This window comes from Bacillus sp. bc15, assembly GCF_900142585.1.
In the GTDB taxonomy this organism is placed as follows: Bacteria; Bacillota; Bacilli; order Bacillales; family Bacillaceae_G; genus Bacillus_A; species Bacillus_A cereus.
This window is the reverse complement of sequence record NZ_FRBJ01000025.1, coordinates 1-15,077: the sequence shown is the minus strand read 5'-3', so window position 1 is coordinate 15,077 and position 15,077 is coordinate 1. Positions and strand designations below refer to the sequence as shown.

Below are 15,077 nucleotides of genomic sequence, written 5' to 3'. Positions count from 1 at the left end.
TTTGTCTAGCATCTAAAAATAAAAATTGACGTTTCACGTTGTTTGTTTCGTTTAGTTTTCAAAGTTCAATATCGCGTTTCAGCGACTTTTATAATTTAACATTTCTCATTAAATCTGTCAACAACTTTTTCCTTTCGTTCCTGACGACGCTTATTAATTTACCATATTAATCATTTAATAGTCAACACTTTTAAAAAAAATGCCAAAATAATTTTATCTTGGCATGATATAAAGCTTAATAATCACTAATGCCGCCACACCTGGTAGGCCTAATAAACTCGTTATTGCCGCTGTACCCATGTTAATTGGGATATGAAAATCAAAATATGTCCCTACAACATTTACGATAAAAAGCAATGCTATGCCTAGAGTAACATGAAAAATCACCTTTCCTATAAAACGTAATGGCTTAGAGGCAACACCAAAAACAAGAAAAATAAACACTAAAGTAAGAATGCCAACAATAATAATTGTAGAATTCATTTTTTCCTCCTTATGAATGACCTATACATCTATTTGTATGGGACAAGACAATAAAAAAGAACAGTTATCATAAACGGCATCTCTTTCATATAAACCTAATAAAACAACACCTCAGCATTTAACAAATAAAATAAAAAGGCCTGCTCAGAAAGCAGAACCCTTTACCATTGTTCCATTTTTACAGGACGACGCTTTGCTTCTTTCAACAAGAAGAAATATTTCGCCTCTGCTATTTTCAAAGAACAAATGACATCTTGAGATGGTTCTACACTTTGTTCGACCATTCTCTTCTGACGTAACCACTCATTCTTCACTTTTTCCAAAAGTACAATTAACTTATCATCATACTCTTTACGCAATTTACCCTTTTTTTGAAAGAACATTTTTGTTTCTCCTCTTATACTTCTCTGCGACCTTCTAATGCTTTCGATAGTGTCACTTCATCTGCATATTCTAAATCTCCACCAACTGGCAGACCATGTGCAATACGAGTTACTTTAATGCCTGTAGGTTTTAAGAGGCGGGAGATATACATCGCTGTAGCTTCCCCTTCAATATTAGGGTTTGTTGCTAATATTACTTCTTGTACCGTTTCATCATGTAGTCGCTTTAAGAGTTGCGGGATATTAATGTCTTCCGGTCCAATTCCCTCCATAGGAGAAATCGCACCACGTAACACATGATATACACCTTGATACTCTTTCATTTTTTCCATCGCGATTACATCTTTCGGTTCTTGCACGACACAAACAACTGATTGATCTCGATGCGAATCATTACAAATATAACAAGGATCACGATCAGTAATATGTCCACATACAGAACAATACGCTAAATCTCGCTTCGCATTTACAAGTGCTTTCGCAAAACCTAACACATCATCTTCTTTCATATCTAATACGAAAAATGCCAATCGAACCGCTGTTTTCGGTCCGATACCTGGCAACTTCATAAAACTATCGATTAGTTTTGATATTGGTTCTGGATAATGCATGTATCAATATCCTCCTAGAACATTCCACCTGGTAAGTTTAAGCCTTTTGTAAATTTACCCATCGTAGAGTTTGATAGCTCATCAGCCTTTTTAAGTGCATCATTTGTTGCAGCTAACACTAAGTCTTGTAACATTTCGATATCCTCTGGATCTACAACCTCTTCTTTAATCTTCACTTCAAGAATTTGCTTGTGACCATTTGCAATAACTGTAATCATTCCGCCGCCAGCTGTACCTTCAACTGTTTTTTCACCAAGCTCTTCTTGTGCTTTCGCCATGTCTTTTTGCATCTTTTGCATTTGTTTCATCATGTTATTCATATTTCCCATTCCGCCACGCATCATAATTAATTCCTCCTAATTATTATTACTCTTTTATTTCAATGAGTTCTTGTCCTACTAATTTCACTGCCTCTTCTATAAGAGGGTCTTCCTTTTTCTCCGGGCTTTCTTCAGACTCTCCACCTTCACGTTGTAAAAAGTCTTCACGGATTTTACCCCATTCACTTTTTGGAATGGCAATCATATTTAACCTTTTACTTAGCAATTCAAATAAAGCTTGTTCTACTGTATCCATAGCTTCTCGATTTTCGCTCGCCATCTTACAGTGAATCTCATATTGAAATGCTAAAACGTAAGTGTCATCTGAAGCTGCCACTGGTTCGCTATTTTCTAGTAGAACAGCAAACGCTACTTTGTTATATGATTTGAGTCTTCCTAACAACTCACCCCATACAGCTTTTAATTGTTCTAAATCTTGACGCTTCGCTTGTTTTAATACTTCATTTACACGCCCGACAGGAATCTTCATACTTCCTGTTCGTACGGGTTTTGGTGTTGCACGTGTCTCTCTTACTTCCTGTTGTACACCAGCTGGCACACCGTTCTTTTTGACTTGCTCTAACTCTTTCTCCAATTGCTGCATCCTGTTCATAATTGCTTGCAAACGATCAGTACCGTTTGCTTGCATCATAAACTGTTGACACAATTGCACCATAACAACTTCTAAGAAAATACGCGGATGATTTGTCCACTTCATTTCCTGTTGTCCCTTACTAAGGGTATGAATAATCTCATAGATCACTTCCGGTTGCATTTCTTCACTCAACTTACGGAATTGATCATCTACAATTACTCGTTCCAACATATGTTCTAGTTGCGGTGAAGTTTGATATAAAAGCATATCACGATAATAGTAAATGAAATCCTCCATAAAACGAACTGGATCCTTCCCTTTACTCATCATTTCATCTATGATCTGTAATGCTCTTGATACATCATTTTCACGTATGCATTCTACTAAATTGCCTAAGTATTGCTGAGAAACAGATCCTGTTACGGCCAATACATCTTCTGTCGTAACAATCTCATCACTATAAGATATAGCCTGATCAATAAGACTAAGCGCGTCACGCATACCACCTTCAGCAGCACGGGCAACAATTTGTAATGCTTCATCTTCCACTTGCGTACCTTCGTTTGTCACAACCGTTGATAATCTCTCAACAATATCATTCACTGATATTTTTCGGAATTCAAAACGCTGACAACGCGAAATAATTGTAGGCGGGATCTTATGAGGTTCTGTTGTCGCCAAAATAAAGATAACATGTCCTGGCGGCTCTTCTAAGGTTTTTAAAAGCGCATTGAATGCACCCATAGAAAGCATGTGAACTTCATCAATAATGTATACTTTATATTCTACAGCACTTGGAGCATATTTTACTTTATCTCTAATATCTCGAATTTCATCTACACCGTTATTTGAAGCCGCATCAATTTCTAATACATCTGAAATGGATCCTTGTGTAATTCCTAAACAAGAAGGACATTCATTACAAGGTTCAGCTACCGGAGCATGTTCACAGTTAATTGCTTTTGCAAATACTTTTGCAATTGTCGTTTTTCCTGTTCCCCTAGGACCAGAAAATAAATAAGCATGTGAAACTTTCTCTTGAAGAAGGGCATTTTGCAACGTTTTTGTCACGTGCTTTTGACCGACTACATCTTCGAACTTTTGCGGTCTCCATGTTCGGTATAACGCTTGGTATGACACGAAAATACGGCCTCCCTCAAAGGTTATTATCTCATTTATTATAACCCATTCTGTTTATAGATTCCAAAAGTTATTTTCTATACAAAAAACTCACCTTTGTATTAAGGTGAGTTTTGTATACATATATAACTGCCGTGCACCCTCCGTCGATTACGTACCATAAGCGTTACTCAAGCAGTTAGCTCGGTTCAGGCACTCCTGCGGCACACGAGAAGACCCGCTTATTGCTGCTTCCTTCCGGACCTGACAAGGTTCACGGGGTCCCGTTGCGCAGGACCCAAACGTCAACACCACTTACTTAAGGCAGACCTTACAGCAACATAACCTCGAGAGGGGATTCGGCCTCGCTAGAGCGGATTGCGAGTATAGGGCACCGCTACCTCCCCGCTTAGCACGGCAAAGTTAAAACCAATATTCGGTTGCCTTCATTAAAGGCATTATCAGTATAACTTGTTTCTTTATAAAATGCAAATACGTTAGTTCCCAGTATTTTTCTCTAATTTTTTTATCGCTTTTCTTTTTTTACGAAGCTCTCTAAAAAAGTTTGTTAACAACGTACCGCATTCTTCCTCTAATACACCAGATACTACTTCACATTGATGATTGAAGCGTTCATCTGTTAAAAGATTCATTAATGTCCCTGCACACCCGCCCTTCGGATCACTTGCACCATATACAACTCGCTTCACTCGTGATAAAACAATTCCACCCGCACACATTGGACAAGGTTCTAATGTTACATACAATGTTGCATCTTCTAAACGCCATGTCCCTAATTTTTTACACGCCTCATCTATCGCTAGCAACTCAGCATGAGCTATTGATCTTTGCTCAGTTTCCCTTAAATTATGGGCAACACTAATTACCTCACCATCTAACACTATAACTGCTCCAATTGGCACTTCCTGTATTTCCTCTGCCTTTTTGGCTTCTTCTATCGCTAATTGCATAAAATAAATATCTTGATCTTGTTCCATAACATAGTCCTTTCATTACAAATAAAGTACACTTATTTCCATTTACTACACAGGGGATAACTTTTATATATTCAATCCACCCTAAAAGAAAAAAGAGAGGGGATTACATATGAAAAATACCGCCTTGCTCATTATCGATATGATTAATGACTTTCAATTTTCCCACGGACCCATTCTAGCTCAAAAATGTGAGACTATCACAAACCCTATTTTACAATTAAAGAAAAAAATGAAATCCTTCGGCTATCCTATAATTTACGTTAATGACCATTATCAACTTTGGAGATCTGATATCGACCAACTTATTACTCATTGCACAAATAAATATAGCGAAAATATAATCCATAAAATTGCTCCAAATTCTGATGATTACATTTTTATTAAACCACATTATTCCGCTTTTTATGAAACACCTTTAAATTCATTACTAGGTTATTTAAAAATAGAAAATCTAATATTAACAGGAGTTGCCGGAAATATATGTATCCTATTTACAGCTAATGATGCCCATATGAGAAATTATACATTGTATGTACCACAGGATTGTATCGCCTCTAACAACGACCAAGATAATATACATGCTTTAAAAATAATGGAAGCTACATTGAAAGCAAATATAACATCGTCATCCAAAATAAAATTTAATTAATACATATATCTATTTTCTAACTTTTTATATCAAATTAACCCGCTCGCTTCCCTCTTGTGCTACAATAATTCTGTTTTGTGTTTTTAGTAGTCACGGTAAATCACTGATTGAAAGGAGGAAACAGCGTGACCGGAGTACCATTTATCACGGTTGAAGGACCAATTGGTGTTGGAAAAACTTCACTTGCGAAGGAAATTTCAACTCACATGCAACTCCACTTACTAAAAGAGATTGTTGATGAAAATCCCTTTTTAGGAAAGTTCTATGAAGACATCGACGAATGGAGTTTTCAAACAGAGATGTTCTTTCTTTGTAATAGATACAAACAATTAGAAGATATTAACATAAAGTATTTGAATCAAAGGAAACCAGTAGTAGCGGATTACCATATCTTTAAAAATTTAATTTTTGCATCCCGCACATTAAAAGACTCTCAATATGACAAGTACATGCAAATTTATCGTATCCTTACACAAGATATGCCTGTGCCAAACGTCATTGTTTATTTAACAGCTAGCCTAGAAACATTGCAAAAACGAATCGCCATGCGCGGAAGAGAATTTGAAAAAAACATGGATCCAAATTACTTACTACAGCTCACAAAAGATTATGAAACAGCAATGGATGCTTTTAAAAAAGATCATCCGGAAATACCAGTATTGAAATTTAATGGAGACGATATGGATTTTGTAAAAAATCCTGATGATTTAAACGTCATCCTATCTGCCCTTCAAAATACTCTCTTAAAGGAGTCGAAATAATAATGAATTTAAGGCAAAAATATGATATACCCAATGACGCAGTAATCACTATCGCCGGAACGGTAGGTGTGGGTAAATCAACTATGACAACTGCATTAGCTAATGCTTTAGGTTATCGCACATCATTTGAAAAAGTAGATTCCAATCCATACTTGGACAAGTTCTATGCGGACTTCACTCGCTGGAGCTTCCACCTACAAGTGTACTTTTTAGCAGAACGATTTAAGGAACAAAAAAGAATTTTTGAATACGGTGGCGGTTTTGTTCAAGATCGTTCTATTTACGAAGACACTGGAATTTTCGCAAAGATGCATCATGAAAAAGGTACGATGACGGAAACTGATTATGAAACATACAAAGGGTTATTTGACGCTATGGTCATGACTCCTTACTTCCCTCATCCAGACTTATTAATTTACTTAGAAGGTTCTTTCGATGATATTGTCGATCGTATTCAAGAACGCGGACGCCCAATGGAACAGCAAACGCCAATTGAGTACTGGAAAGAAATGCATGGACGTTATGAAAACTGGATTAACAACTTTAATTCATGCCCTGTATTACGCTTAAATATTAATGAGTACGATATTTTAAAAGATGGGGATTCAATCGAACCAATCATTAAAAAAATTGGCCATTTTTTAAAACAAACACGTAAACTTGTAAAATAAAAAACCCGTGCATATGCACGGGTTTTCCTATTAAATTACTTCTTCTTTGTTGGAGCAATAATTTCACTCTCAGGTTTTCCTGCGTTAATACGCTGACGAACAGTACTTGTACTAATATCGTATGCTTCAGCAATCTCTTTAACAGTCATTTCTTTCCCATTAATTACTGCCGTTAATACTTTACTTGTACGTTTTGGAGCCGCTTCTTTCTTTACAGCTGCTTTTTTAACTTGTTTTGGCACCTCTACTTTATTCGTAGCTGGTTTTACATCACAAGTACAACCACAAAGTTTACGGAATGTATCATCACTAATAATGCGTGATACGTTTGCACCACTGTTTAAAATTCTATTGTTCTTACAGACAGGACATTGTACATAATATAAAGTTTTTCCATCTAAAGGAAACGTTTGTATAATAAGATCCATGTTGACTCCTTTCATATCTATGAAGATAATCATCGGAATATGAGTGTGTAATAAGGACAAAATTACCTTACACCATACTTTATGATTGGTTTTAAAATAAAAACTCGTTACGTGTTGGTAACGAGTTCTCCAATCTCCACTTATATGCGCTGTTGTCAATTATATCTGGAGGAGGTAGAGGGATTCGAACCCCCGCGCGACTCTCGCCGCCTGTCGGTTTTCAAGACCGATCCCTTCAGCCAGACTTGGGTATACCTCCATATTGACATCAAATATAATATCAAAAGAAAAACAGTTAGTCAACCCTACTAAAATAAATTATGAGGAAAGGAAAATTTTACTTTCCCCTTCCTACATTACAGTACTGACAACGCTCATAATTACCAATCACTCATACCGATGAATGTTTAAATTTACTTAATAACTGTTTTTCCTCCCATATAAGGGCGAAGAACTTCTGGAATTATAATTGTACCATCTTCTTGTTGGTAGTTCTCTAAAATAGCTGCAACCGTACGTCCAATTGCAAGACCAGATCCATTTAATGTATGGACATGTTCTGGTTTTCCATTTGGCTCACGGCGGAAACGGATATTTGCACGTCTCGCTTGGAAAGCTTCAAAATTACTACAAGAAGAAATTTCACGATATGTGCCATAGCTTGGAATCCATACTTCAATATCGTATTTCTTCGCTGCTGTAAATCCTAAATCGCCTGTGCACATGCTCATAACGCGATATGGCAACTCTAATAATTGTAACACGCGTTCTGCATCATTTGTTAATTTTTCTAACTCTTCATAAGAATCTTCTGGTTTTACGAACTTCACAAGCTCTACTTTATTGAACTGATGCTGGCGAATTAAACCGCGTGTATCGCGACCAGCTGAACCTGCTTCAGAGCGGAAGCAAGAGCTAAATGCAGCATATCTTATAGGCAATTGCTCTTTATTTAAAATCTCATCACGATGCATATTCGTTACAGGTACTTCAGCTGTTGGAATTAAGAAATAATCTTCACTTTCAATACGGAATGCATCTTCTTCAAACTTTGGAAGTTGTCCTGTTCCTGTCATACTTGCACGGTTTACCATATATGGAGGTAATACTTCTTCATATCCATGCTCATCAGTATGAAGATCAAGCATAAAGCTAATTAAAGCACGCTCTAATCTTGCACCAGCACCTTTGTAAAATACGAAGCGGCTTCCTGTTACTTTCCCAGCGCGTTCAAAATCTAAAATTCCTAAATCCGTAGCAAGATCCCAATGTGGTTTTGGTTCAAAAGTAAATTCTTTTACTTCTCCCCAAGTACGCGCTACTACATTATCATCCTCTGTTTCACCGACTGGAGCAGACTCATGAGGGATATTTGGAATAGATAACATTAATCTTTCTAAGTCTTCTTCAACTGTGCGAAGTTCGTTATCAAAATCCTTTACTTTTTCTCCAACCTCACGCATTTCTAAAATTAGAGCTTCTGCATCTTTCTTTTCGCGCTTTAATACAGAGATTTGTTGAGACACTTCATTACGTTTACTTTTTAATTCTTCTGTCTGAACAAGTAGTTCTCTTCTTCTCGTATCAAGTTCTTCAAAACGTCCGAAATCAGTTAAATCTTCACCTCTATGCTGTAATTTCGCTTTTACTTCTTCAAAGTTTGTACGTAAAAATTTAATATCAAGCATTATATACTCCTCCTTTTATTTTATAAAACACAAAAAACTCCCGTCCCTATATAAAGGGACGGGAGTTAACCCGCGTTGCCACCCTAGTTGAAAGCATTACCACTTTCCTCTCAAGTAGAAATAACGGCTCTTCACCGGGAATGCTTACTAATCCAAAAGATGTTCCACATTCCATTCCAGGATGGATTCACAAACTGTTTCTATCGATTTCCACCAACCATCGACTCTCTATAAGAAACAACATTTGTTACTATTTCCTATCAACACGCTTATTTTATAAAATTGTTACCATCAATTTACTATAATCTTATACAAGTTGCAAGTTACTTATACAACTTTTTTCATTTTCGCTTCTTTTACCATTTCAACAAAGTATGCTGTTACACGATGATCATCTGTTAATTCCGGATGGAATGAAGCAGCTAAAAACTGATCTTGTCTTACCGCTACCATTCGGTCACCATGCTTAGAAAGCACTTCAACATTATCAGCTACTTCTACAACATACGGCGCACGGATAAATACACCAACGAAGTCTTCACCCACGCCTTCAATTGAAAGCGCAGCTTCAAAACTATCCTTTTGGCGTCCGAACGCATTGCGCTCAACTGTAATATCCATAGCACCAATATGTGCTTCTTCATAGCCAATAAGTGTTTTCGCAAGAAGAATCATCCCTGCACATGTACCAAACATTGGTTTACCAGACTTTGCAAATGTGCGAAGTGGTTCCATGAAAGCATACTTATCAATGAGACGGCGCATTGTTGTACTTTCACCGCCTGGTAAAATAAGACCATCAATCTCTTCAAGTTGCTCTATACGCTTTACAACAACAGCTTCTGCACCACTTGCTTCAACTGATTTTACATGTTCACGAACTGCACCTTGAAGACCTAGTACACCGATTTTCACCATTTTAAAGTTCTCCTTTAATTACCATCCACGCTCTTGCATGCGTTGTTCTGGTAATAACGTTGAAATTTCGATACCCTTCATTGCATTACCTAATCCTTTAGAAAGACTTGCAATTAGTTCGTAATCTTCATAATGAGTCGTTGCTTCAACAATTGCACGTGCAAATCTCTCTGGGTTTTCTGATTTGAAGATACCAGATCCAACAAATACCCCATCAGCACCAAGTTGCATCATTAATGCAGCATCTGCTGGCGTTGCTATACCACCTGCCGCAAAGTTTACAACTGGTAAGCGACCAAGACGTTTAATTTCAAGTAATACTTCGTAAGGAGCACCAGTATTTTTTGCATATGTCATTAACTCATCTTCACGTAGACTCGCAACTTGACGGATTTCTGCATTGACTTGGCGCATATGACGCACTGCCTCTACAATGTTTCCTGTTCCTGGTTCACCTTTTGTACGAAGCATAGATGCACCTTCTGCAATACGACGTGCAGCTTCTCCGATATCACGGCAACCACATACAAATGGAACTGTGTAATCACGTTTATTTAAATGGTATACTTCATCAGCAGGAGTTAATACTTCACTCTCATCGATATAGTCTACCCCTAATGATTCTAATACACGTGCTTCTACAAGGTGACCGATACGGCATTTTGCCATAACCGGAATTGACACTGCACCCATAACTTCTTCAACGATTGTTGGGTCTGCCATACGAGAAACGCCACCTGCTGCACGAATGTCTGCTGGTACACGCTCTAATGCCATAACGGCAACTGCGCCTGCCTCTTCTGCAATTTTTGCTTGTTCAGCGTTAATTACGTCCATAATAACGCCGCCTTTTTGCATTTCTGCCATTCCACGTTTTACACGCTCTGTCCCTGTTACATTTGTCATGTACAAAAACCCCCCTAGGTGAATTGCTTTCCCCCGTTAAAGGCGAAAATTAAGAATACTCTTACATTCTACCACTAACTATCAGATGCTTGTCTACTACTTTTTCATAAAGTCGGTATGAAAAATAGGAATAAAAAAAAAGCCCCTACCATGAGGAGCTTCTAAAACCAACCTTTTACTGTATCAACAGCACTATTCCACATACCACTAAAGAATGAACCAATTCCGCGCATAGCACGAGTAAACCAGTTTGCTTCTTCTACTTCAGATGTTGTTACAAGATCCACTTGCAACGACTTACCAGTTAAAAATCCAGGGTCGTTTGTATCTTTTGGCGTAATTACCATTTGACCAAGCGCAGCTCCCTTTTTAATAGGTGCTTCTTGTCCCTTACTTGATTCTTTTAATTCTGTTTTATAAACATCTTTACTTCCTTTTGGCACTGGAAGTGAAATAGCTTGTTTCGTTTGAACTGCTACATCTTTATCTTTCGCATTTTCTACTCTTACTGTTTCTTGTCCTTTTACTGAAGAACCTTTTTTATACATTTGTTTCACTTCAAAGTTAGCAAATCCATAATCATATAGCTTCTTTGTTTCATCAAAACGTGCTGTATGAGAACTTGTTTTAATAACTACAGAAATAAAACGCATACCGTTTCTTTCAACCGTACCAGTGAAGCAATCTCCTGCTTCTGGAGTTGAGCCTGTTTTCAGACCATCTACGCCATCATATTCTTTAACTAAGCCCTTTAACATCCAGTTCCAGTTTGACATTGCAAACTTCTCTTTTTCTGGACGGAATTCTTTTTTAGGAATTTTTGCTGTATCTAACACTTTTGGATAATCTTTAATTAAATGTTGTGCTAAAGTTGCAACATCCTTTGCAGACATTTTATTTTCTTCATCTGCTGTTGTTCCTTCAGGGTGCATTCCCTTTAAATCTTTATTCGTTAAACCTGTAGAATTGACAAATTTATAATTTTTCAACCCTAGTTCTTTCGATTTATCATTCATCATTTTTACGAAATCTACTTCTTTACCTGCAATTGCTTCTGCTAATGCAATTGTTGCACCATTTGCAGAAAAGATTGCCATTGCCTCATATAACTCTTTTACTGTATAAGAGCCACCATTTTCTAATGCAACATTTGATAATGAAGCATCTTGTGAAACCTTATATGCATATTCAGAAACCTTAATTTTCTGATCCCACTTAAGTTTTCCTTTATCCACTGCTTCGTGAACTAAATATTCACTCATCATCTTTGTCATACTAGCAATGGATAATAATTCATCTGCATTCTTTTGATATAAAATTTTCCCAGAATTCGCTTCTACTAAAATTGCCGCGCCTGCTTCAATGTTTAAAGCGGCTCCTGTTTCAGCTGATGCATTGCTATATGGCATAAAAATGCTACAAGCTAGTGTAAGCACTGTTACCAAAGCAATGAATCTTTTGCAAAACATACCTTTCACTTTTGCTACCCCCAATATCTATGTACTCACATAACCGTTATTCTAACATAATCAAAAAAAAATAGACAGAGATATCAAATCTCTGTCTATTTGTATATAAGACATTATAATGAGTAGTTTGGAGCCTCTTTTGTAATTTGTACGTGATGAGGATGACTTTCACGTAAGCCTGCACCTGACATACGAATGAATTGTGCATTTTCGCGTAAGAATTCTAAATCCTGTGCTCCGCAATATCCCATACCTGCACGTAAGCCACCAACTAATTGGTGAACTGTATCTGCTAAAGGTCCTTTATATGGTACTCGTCCTTCAATACCTTCTGGAACAAGTTTTTTATTTCCTTCTTGGAAGTAACGATCTTTACTTCCTTTTTCCATCGCACCGACAGAACCCATACCACGATACACTTTAAATTGACGACCTTGGTAAATTTCAGTTTCTCCAGGACTTTCGGCAACACCAGCAAACATACTACCTAGCATAACAACATGTGCTCCTGCTGCTAAAGCTTTAACCATATCACCAGAGTACTTAACACCCCCATCAGCAATAACTGGAATACCGTGTTTACGAGCTTCGGTTGCACAATCATAAACTGCTGTTAATTGTGGTACACCAACACCAGCTACAACACGTGTTGTACAAATAGAACCTGGTCCAATACCAACTTTAACTACGTTTGCACCAGCTTCAATTAATGCTTTCGTTGCTTCAGCTGTAGCAACATTTCCAGCGATAATATTTAATGATGGATATTTAGCACGAACTTCTTTTACCTTATCAATAACGCCTTTAGAATGCCCATGAGCTGTATCAAGTACAATTGCATCTACACTAGCTTTTACTAATGCATCGATACGAAGCATAGCATCAGCTGTTACACCAACTGCCGCTCCAACTAATAAGCGTCCTTGCTTATCTTTAGCAGAGTTTGGGAATTCAATTACTTTTTCAATATCTTTTATTGTAATCAGCCCTTGTAATACACCGTTATTATCAACAAGAGGGAGTTTTTCAATTTTATACTTTTGTAGGATCTTTTCAGCTTCTTCCAGTGTAGTACCAACTGGAGCTGTAATTAATTGTTCTTTTGTCATTACGTCAGAAATTTTGATTGAGTAGTCTTGGATGAAGCGCATATCACGGTTTGTAATAATACCAACTAATTTTCGCTCATCTAAATTATTTACAACCGGTACACCTGAGATACGATATTTTCCCATAAGATGTTCTGCATCATATACTTGATGTTCTGGAGTTAAGAAGAAAGGATCTGAAATAACGCCGCTTTCAGAGCGCTTTACTTTATCAACTTGCTCTGCTTGTTGCTCAATAGACATATTCTTATGAATAATTCCTAAACCACCTTGGCGAGCCATTGCAATAGCCATGTCAGCTTCTGTTACTGTATCCATTCCTGCACTAATTAACGGGATGTTTAGCTGTAAGCTTTCAGATAAAACTGTTTTAACACTTACTTCTCTTGGTAATATATCTGACCTAGCTGGTACAAGTAATACATCATCAAAAGTCAAACCTTCTTTAACAAATTTAGATTCCCACATAATTGTTCCCCCTATGATACCAGAAATTATTATTAGTAGCTTATCAATTGGTTAAAATACTGTCAAGGACGTATATATATGTTAGAATTTTTAGACAATAAAAGGAGCGTAATATATGCATCAAACATCTTGCACTTGGCAGCAGTTAAGTTTCTTTTTTTCATCTCAAAACGTACAACGTTATCTTGCCCGTTGTTATGAAAAATCCTCTATTCAGGATGCCGAAAAAAAAAGTTTTGAAAATTGTTATCCCTTTATTTATTACTTAGAACACGGGAAAAATTATTATGAATTATATAAGACAGCTCCATTTTCCATTCAACCAATGTTGTTATTTTATGGAATTAGCCAACTTTTTAAAGCATGTCTACTAACCATTGATCCTAACTATCCTGAATCCACTACTGTTTTAGCTCATGGCGTTACAACTCGCAAACGAAAAAAACAAGGGTATCAATTTTTAGAAGATGAGGTGAAGGTACAAAAAAACGGATTGTTTACTCATGTTGCAGAACAACTGTTTCACATGAAACACTTAGAAGCAGAAAAATTTAACATGTTAGAACTAATGGGAAATATTCCAGAATTACAAAATCTGCTCCGCTATAGTCAAAAAGGATCAACTTTATATAAAATCGATTCAACAATTAAAAATGAGCTCTCCTTTTCAGTCAACCTACTAGATCGATTACATATGACTAAAGAGAGATTTTCTCGCTACATTGAAACATCTTGTAAGCATTTATCAATGCAACATGTACCTGAGAAAACTAATGAATCGAATTTACTTTTTACGGCGCCAATTCAATCATGGAATCCTATGTACAGTACTCCTTTATACTATGAATATCTTACTAATACTTATTATTTACCACTTACAACTGATCCTAGAAATCCTAAACCAGTATTACCCGAACTCCTCGTTCATTATTTATTGCTCTATAATTTAAGCATGATTTCTAGGTATGAAACAGATTGGTGGTATGACTTACTTGGAAGCTATGGCTCTGAAGATTATCCATTTATTTATCAATTCCTTAATATTTCTGCTCAAAAAATCCCTTACTATATTTCATCATTTTTACTAACAGAACCTAACCTATTTCATGGGAAATAAAAAAAACACAAGTCAAAAGACTTGTGTTTTTAATTGCTTGGCGACGTCCTACTCTCACAGGGACAAGGTCCCAACTACCATCGGCGCTAGAGAGCTTAACTTCCGTGTTCGGTATGGGAACGGGTGTGACCTCTCTGCCATCATTACCAGACTTTTATCATTATACACATTCTTTTCAGAATGTCAAAAGGAATTTTAAATACATATTCCTTCAAAACTAGATAACATTGCTACATATTATATGGTTAAGTCCTCGATCTATTAGTATTCGTCAGCTCCACATGTCACCATGCTTCCACCTCGAACCTATCAACCTGATCATCTTTCAGGGATCTTACTAGCTTACGCTATGGGAAATCTCATCTTGAGGGGGGCTTCATGCTT

16 protein-coding genes, 1 tRNA gene, 2 rRNA genes, 1 other RNA gene and 1 other annotated feature are annotated in these 15,077 nt (G+C 36.8%); of the genes, 4 read left to right on the top strand and 16 right to left on the bottom strand.

Going from position 1 to position 15,077, the window contains the following annotated elements; genetic code table 11:
• Window positions 1–213: 213 nt before the first annotated feature.
• The 7 genes from BUA87_RS29455 to tadA all read right to left on the bottom strand — a co-directional run bounded on the left by BUA87_RS29455 (window position 214) and on the right by tadA (window position 4,509).
• A complete protein-coding gene (locus BUA87_RS29455) occupies window positions 214–483 on the bottom strand; it encodes a pro-sigmaK processing inhibitor BofA family protein (RefSeq protein ID WP_001089273.1) in 270 nt (89 codons plus the stop codon).
• A gap of 161 nt (window positions 484–644) precedes the next feature.
• A complete protein-coding gene (locus BUA87_RS29445) occupies window positions 645–866 on the bottom strand; it encodes a YaaL family protein (protein WP_000466019.1) in 222 nt (73 codons plus the stop codon).
• Between the two features lie 14 nt (window positions 867–880).
• The gene (gene recR / locus BUA87_RS29440; RefSeq protein WP_000559169.1) at window positions 881–1,477 is read right to left on the bottom strand and encodes a recombination protein RecR; all 597 of its coding nucleotides are present in this window, start codon (window positions 1,475–1,477) and stop codon (window positions 881–883) included.
• Window positions 1,478–1,491: 14 nt separating this feature from the next.
• Window positions 1,492–1,818 (bottom strand): YbaB/EbfC family nucleoid-associated protein, encoded by a 327-nt coding sequence (locus BUA87_RS29435; protein ID WP_014894853.1) that lies wholly within the window; start codon window positions 1,816–1,818, stop codon window positions 1,492–1,494.
• 25 nt (window positions 1,819–1,843) lie between these two features.
• On the bottom strand, window positions 1,844–3,532 hold the full coding sequence (gene dnaX, locus BUA87_RS29430; protein ID WP_000121561.1) for a DNA polymerase III subunit gamma/tau: 1,689 nt from the start codon (window positions 3,530–3,532) through the stop codon (window positions 1,844–1,846).
• Between the two features lie 132 nt (window positions 3,533–3,664).
• Window positions 3,665–3,929, bottom strand: an RNA gene (gene ffs / locus BUA87_RS29425) — signal recognition particle sRNA large type.
• Window positions 3,930–4,008: 79 nt separating this feature from the next.
• Window positions 4,009–4,509 carry a tRNA adenosine(34) deaminase TadA gene (tadA, locus tag BUA87_RS29420; RefSeq protein ID WP_000434330.1) on the bottom strand — a complete coding sequence of 167 codons (501 nt, stop codon included), beginning with the start codon at window positions 4,507–4,509 and terminating at the stop codon, window positions 4,009–4,011.
• Window positions 4,510–4,618: 109 nt separating this feature from the next.
• Here tadA and BUA87_RS29415 point away from each other — a divergent pair, with 109 nt between their 5' ends.
• The 3 genes from BUA87_RS29415 to BUA87_RS29405 all read left to right on the top strand — a co-directional run bounded on the left by BUA87_RS29415 (window position 4,619) and on the right by BUA87_RS29405 (window position 6,590).
• Entirely contained in the window at window positions 4,619–5,158 is a 540-nt protein-coding gene (locus tag BUA87_RS29415) for a cysteine hydrolase family protein (RefSeq protein WP_016513286.1), read from the top strand.
• A 125-nt stretch (window positions 5,159–5,283) separates the two neighbouring features.
• Entirely contained in the window at window positions 5,284–5,919 is a 636-nt protein-coding gene (locus tag BUA87_RS29410) for a deoxynucleoside kinase (protein ID WP_000148218.1), read from the top strand.
• Between the two features lie 2 nt (window positions 5,920–5,921).
• The gene (locus tag BUA87_RS29405) at window positions 5,922–6,590 is read left to right on the top strand and encodes a deoxynucleoside kinase (protein WP_001053585.1); all 669 of its coding nucleotides are present in this window, start codon (window positions 5,922–5,924) and stop codon (window positions 6,588–6,590) included.
• A 35-nt stretch (window positions 6,591–6,625) separates the two neighbouring features.
• Here the strand turns inward: BUA87_RS29405 and BUA87_RS29400 are convergent, their stop codons facing one another.
• From BUA87_RS29400 to guaB, 7 genes are all read right to left on the bottom strand, one after another.
• Complete coding sequence (locus BUA87_RS29400) at window positions 6,626–7,018, bottom strand: sigma factor-like helix-turn-helix DNA-binding protein (protein ID WP_072941923.1); 393 nt, start codon at window positions 7,016–7,018, stop codon at window positions 6,626–6,628.
• Window positions 7,019–7,184: 166 nt separating this feature from the next.
• Window positions 7,185–7,277, bottom strand: a tRNA-Ser gene (locus BUA87_RS29395).
• Between the two features lie 154 nt (window positions 7,278–7,431).
• On the bottom strand, window positions 7,432–8,706 hold the full coding sequence (serS, locus tag BUA87_RS29390) for a serine--tRNA ligase (RefSeq protein ID WP_000884174.1): 1,275 nt from the start codon (window positions 8,704–8,706) through the stop codon (window positions 7,432–7,434).
• 51 nt (window positions 8,707–8,757) lie between these two features.
• Window positions 8,758–8,979 (bottom strand) — a binding site (T-box leader).
• Window positions 8,980–9,033: 54 nt separating this feature from the next.
• Complete coding sequence (gene pdxT / locus BUA87_RS29385) at window positions 9,034–9,624, bottom strand: pyridoxal 5'-phosphate synthase glutaminase subunit PdxT (RefSeq protein ID WP_000238785.1); 591 nt, start codon at window positions 9,622–9,624, stop codon at window positions 9,034–9,036.
• Between the two features lie 18 nt (window positions 9,625–9,642).
• Window positions 9,643–10,530 (bottom strand): pyridoxal 5'-phosphate synthase lyase subunit PdxS, encoded by an 888-nt coding sequence (gene pdxS, locus BUA87_RS29380; protein WP_000186154.1) that lies wholly within the window; start codon window positions 10,528–10,530, stop codon window positions 9,643–9,645.
• Window positions 10,531–10,691: 161 nt separating this feature from the next.
• Window positions 10,692–11,999, bottom strand: coding sequence for a D-alanyl-D-alanine carboxypeptidase DacA (gene dacA, locus BUA87_RS29375; protein WP_125653127.1), 1,308 nt, complete (start codon window positions 11,997–11,999; stop codon window positions 10,692–10,694).
• Between the two features lie 113 nt (window positions 12,000–12,112).
• The gene (gene guaB / locus BUA87_RS29370; RefSeq protein WP_000264089.1) at window positions 12,113–13,576 is read right to left on the bottom strand and encodes an IMP dehydrogenase; all 1,464 of its coding nucleotides are present in this window, start codon (window positions 13,574–13,576) and stop codon (window positions 12,113–12,115) included.
• A 115-nt stretch (window positions 13,577–13,691) separates the two neighbouring features.
• On the opposite strand from guaB, the gene BUA87_RS29365 reads away from it, so the two are divergent.
• Entirely contained in the window at window positions 13,692–14,693 is a 1,002-nt protein-coding gene (locus BUA87_RS29365; protein WP_000554294.1) for a YaaC family protein, read from the top strand.
• 35 nt (window positions 14,694–14,728) lie between these two features.
• Here the strand turns inward: BUA87_RS29365 and rrf are convergent.
• Both rrf and BUA87_RS29355 read right to left on the bottom strand, forming a co-directional pair.
• A 5S ribosomal RNA gene (gene rrf, locus BUA87_RS29360) occupies window positions 14,729–14,844 on the bottom strand.
• Window positions 14,845–14,934: 90 nt separating this feature from the next.
• Window positions 14,935–15,077 (bottom strand): 23S ribosomal RNA (locus tag BUA87_RS29355); the annotation flags it as partial.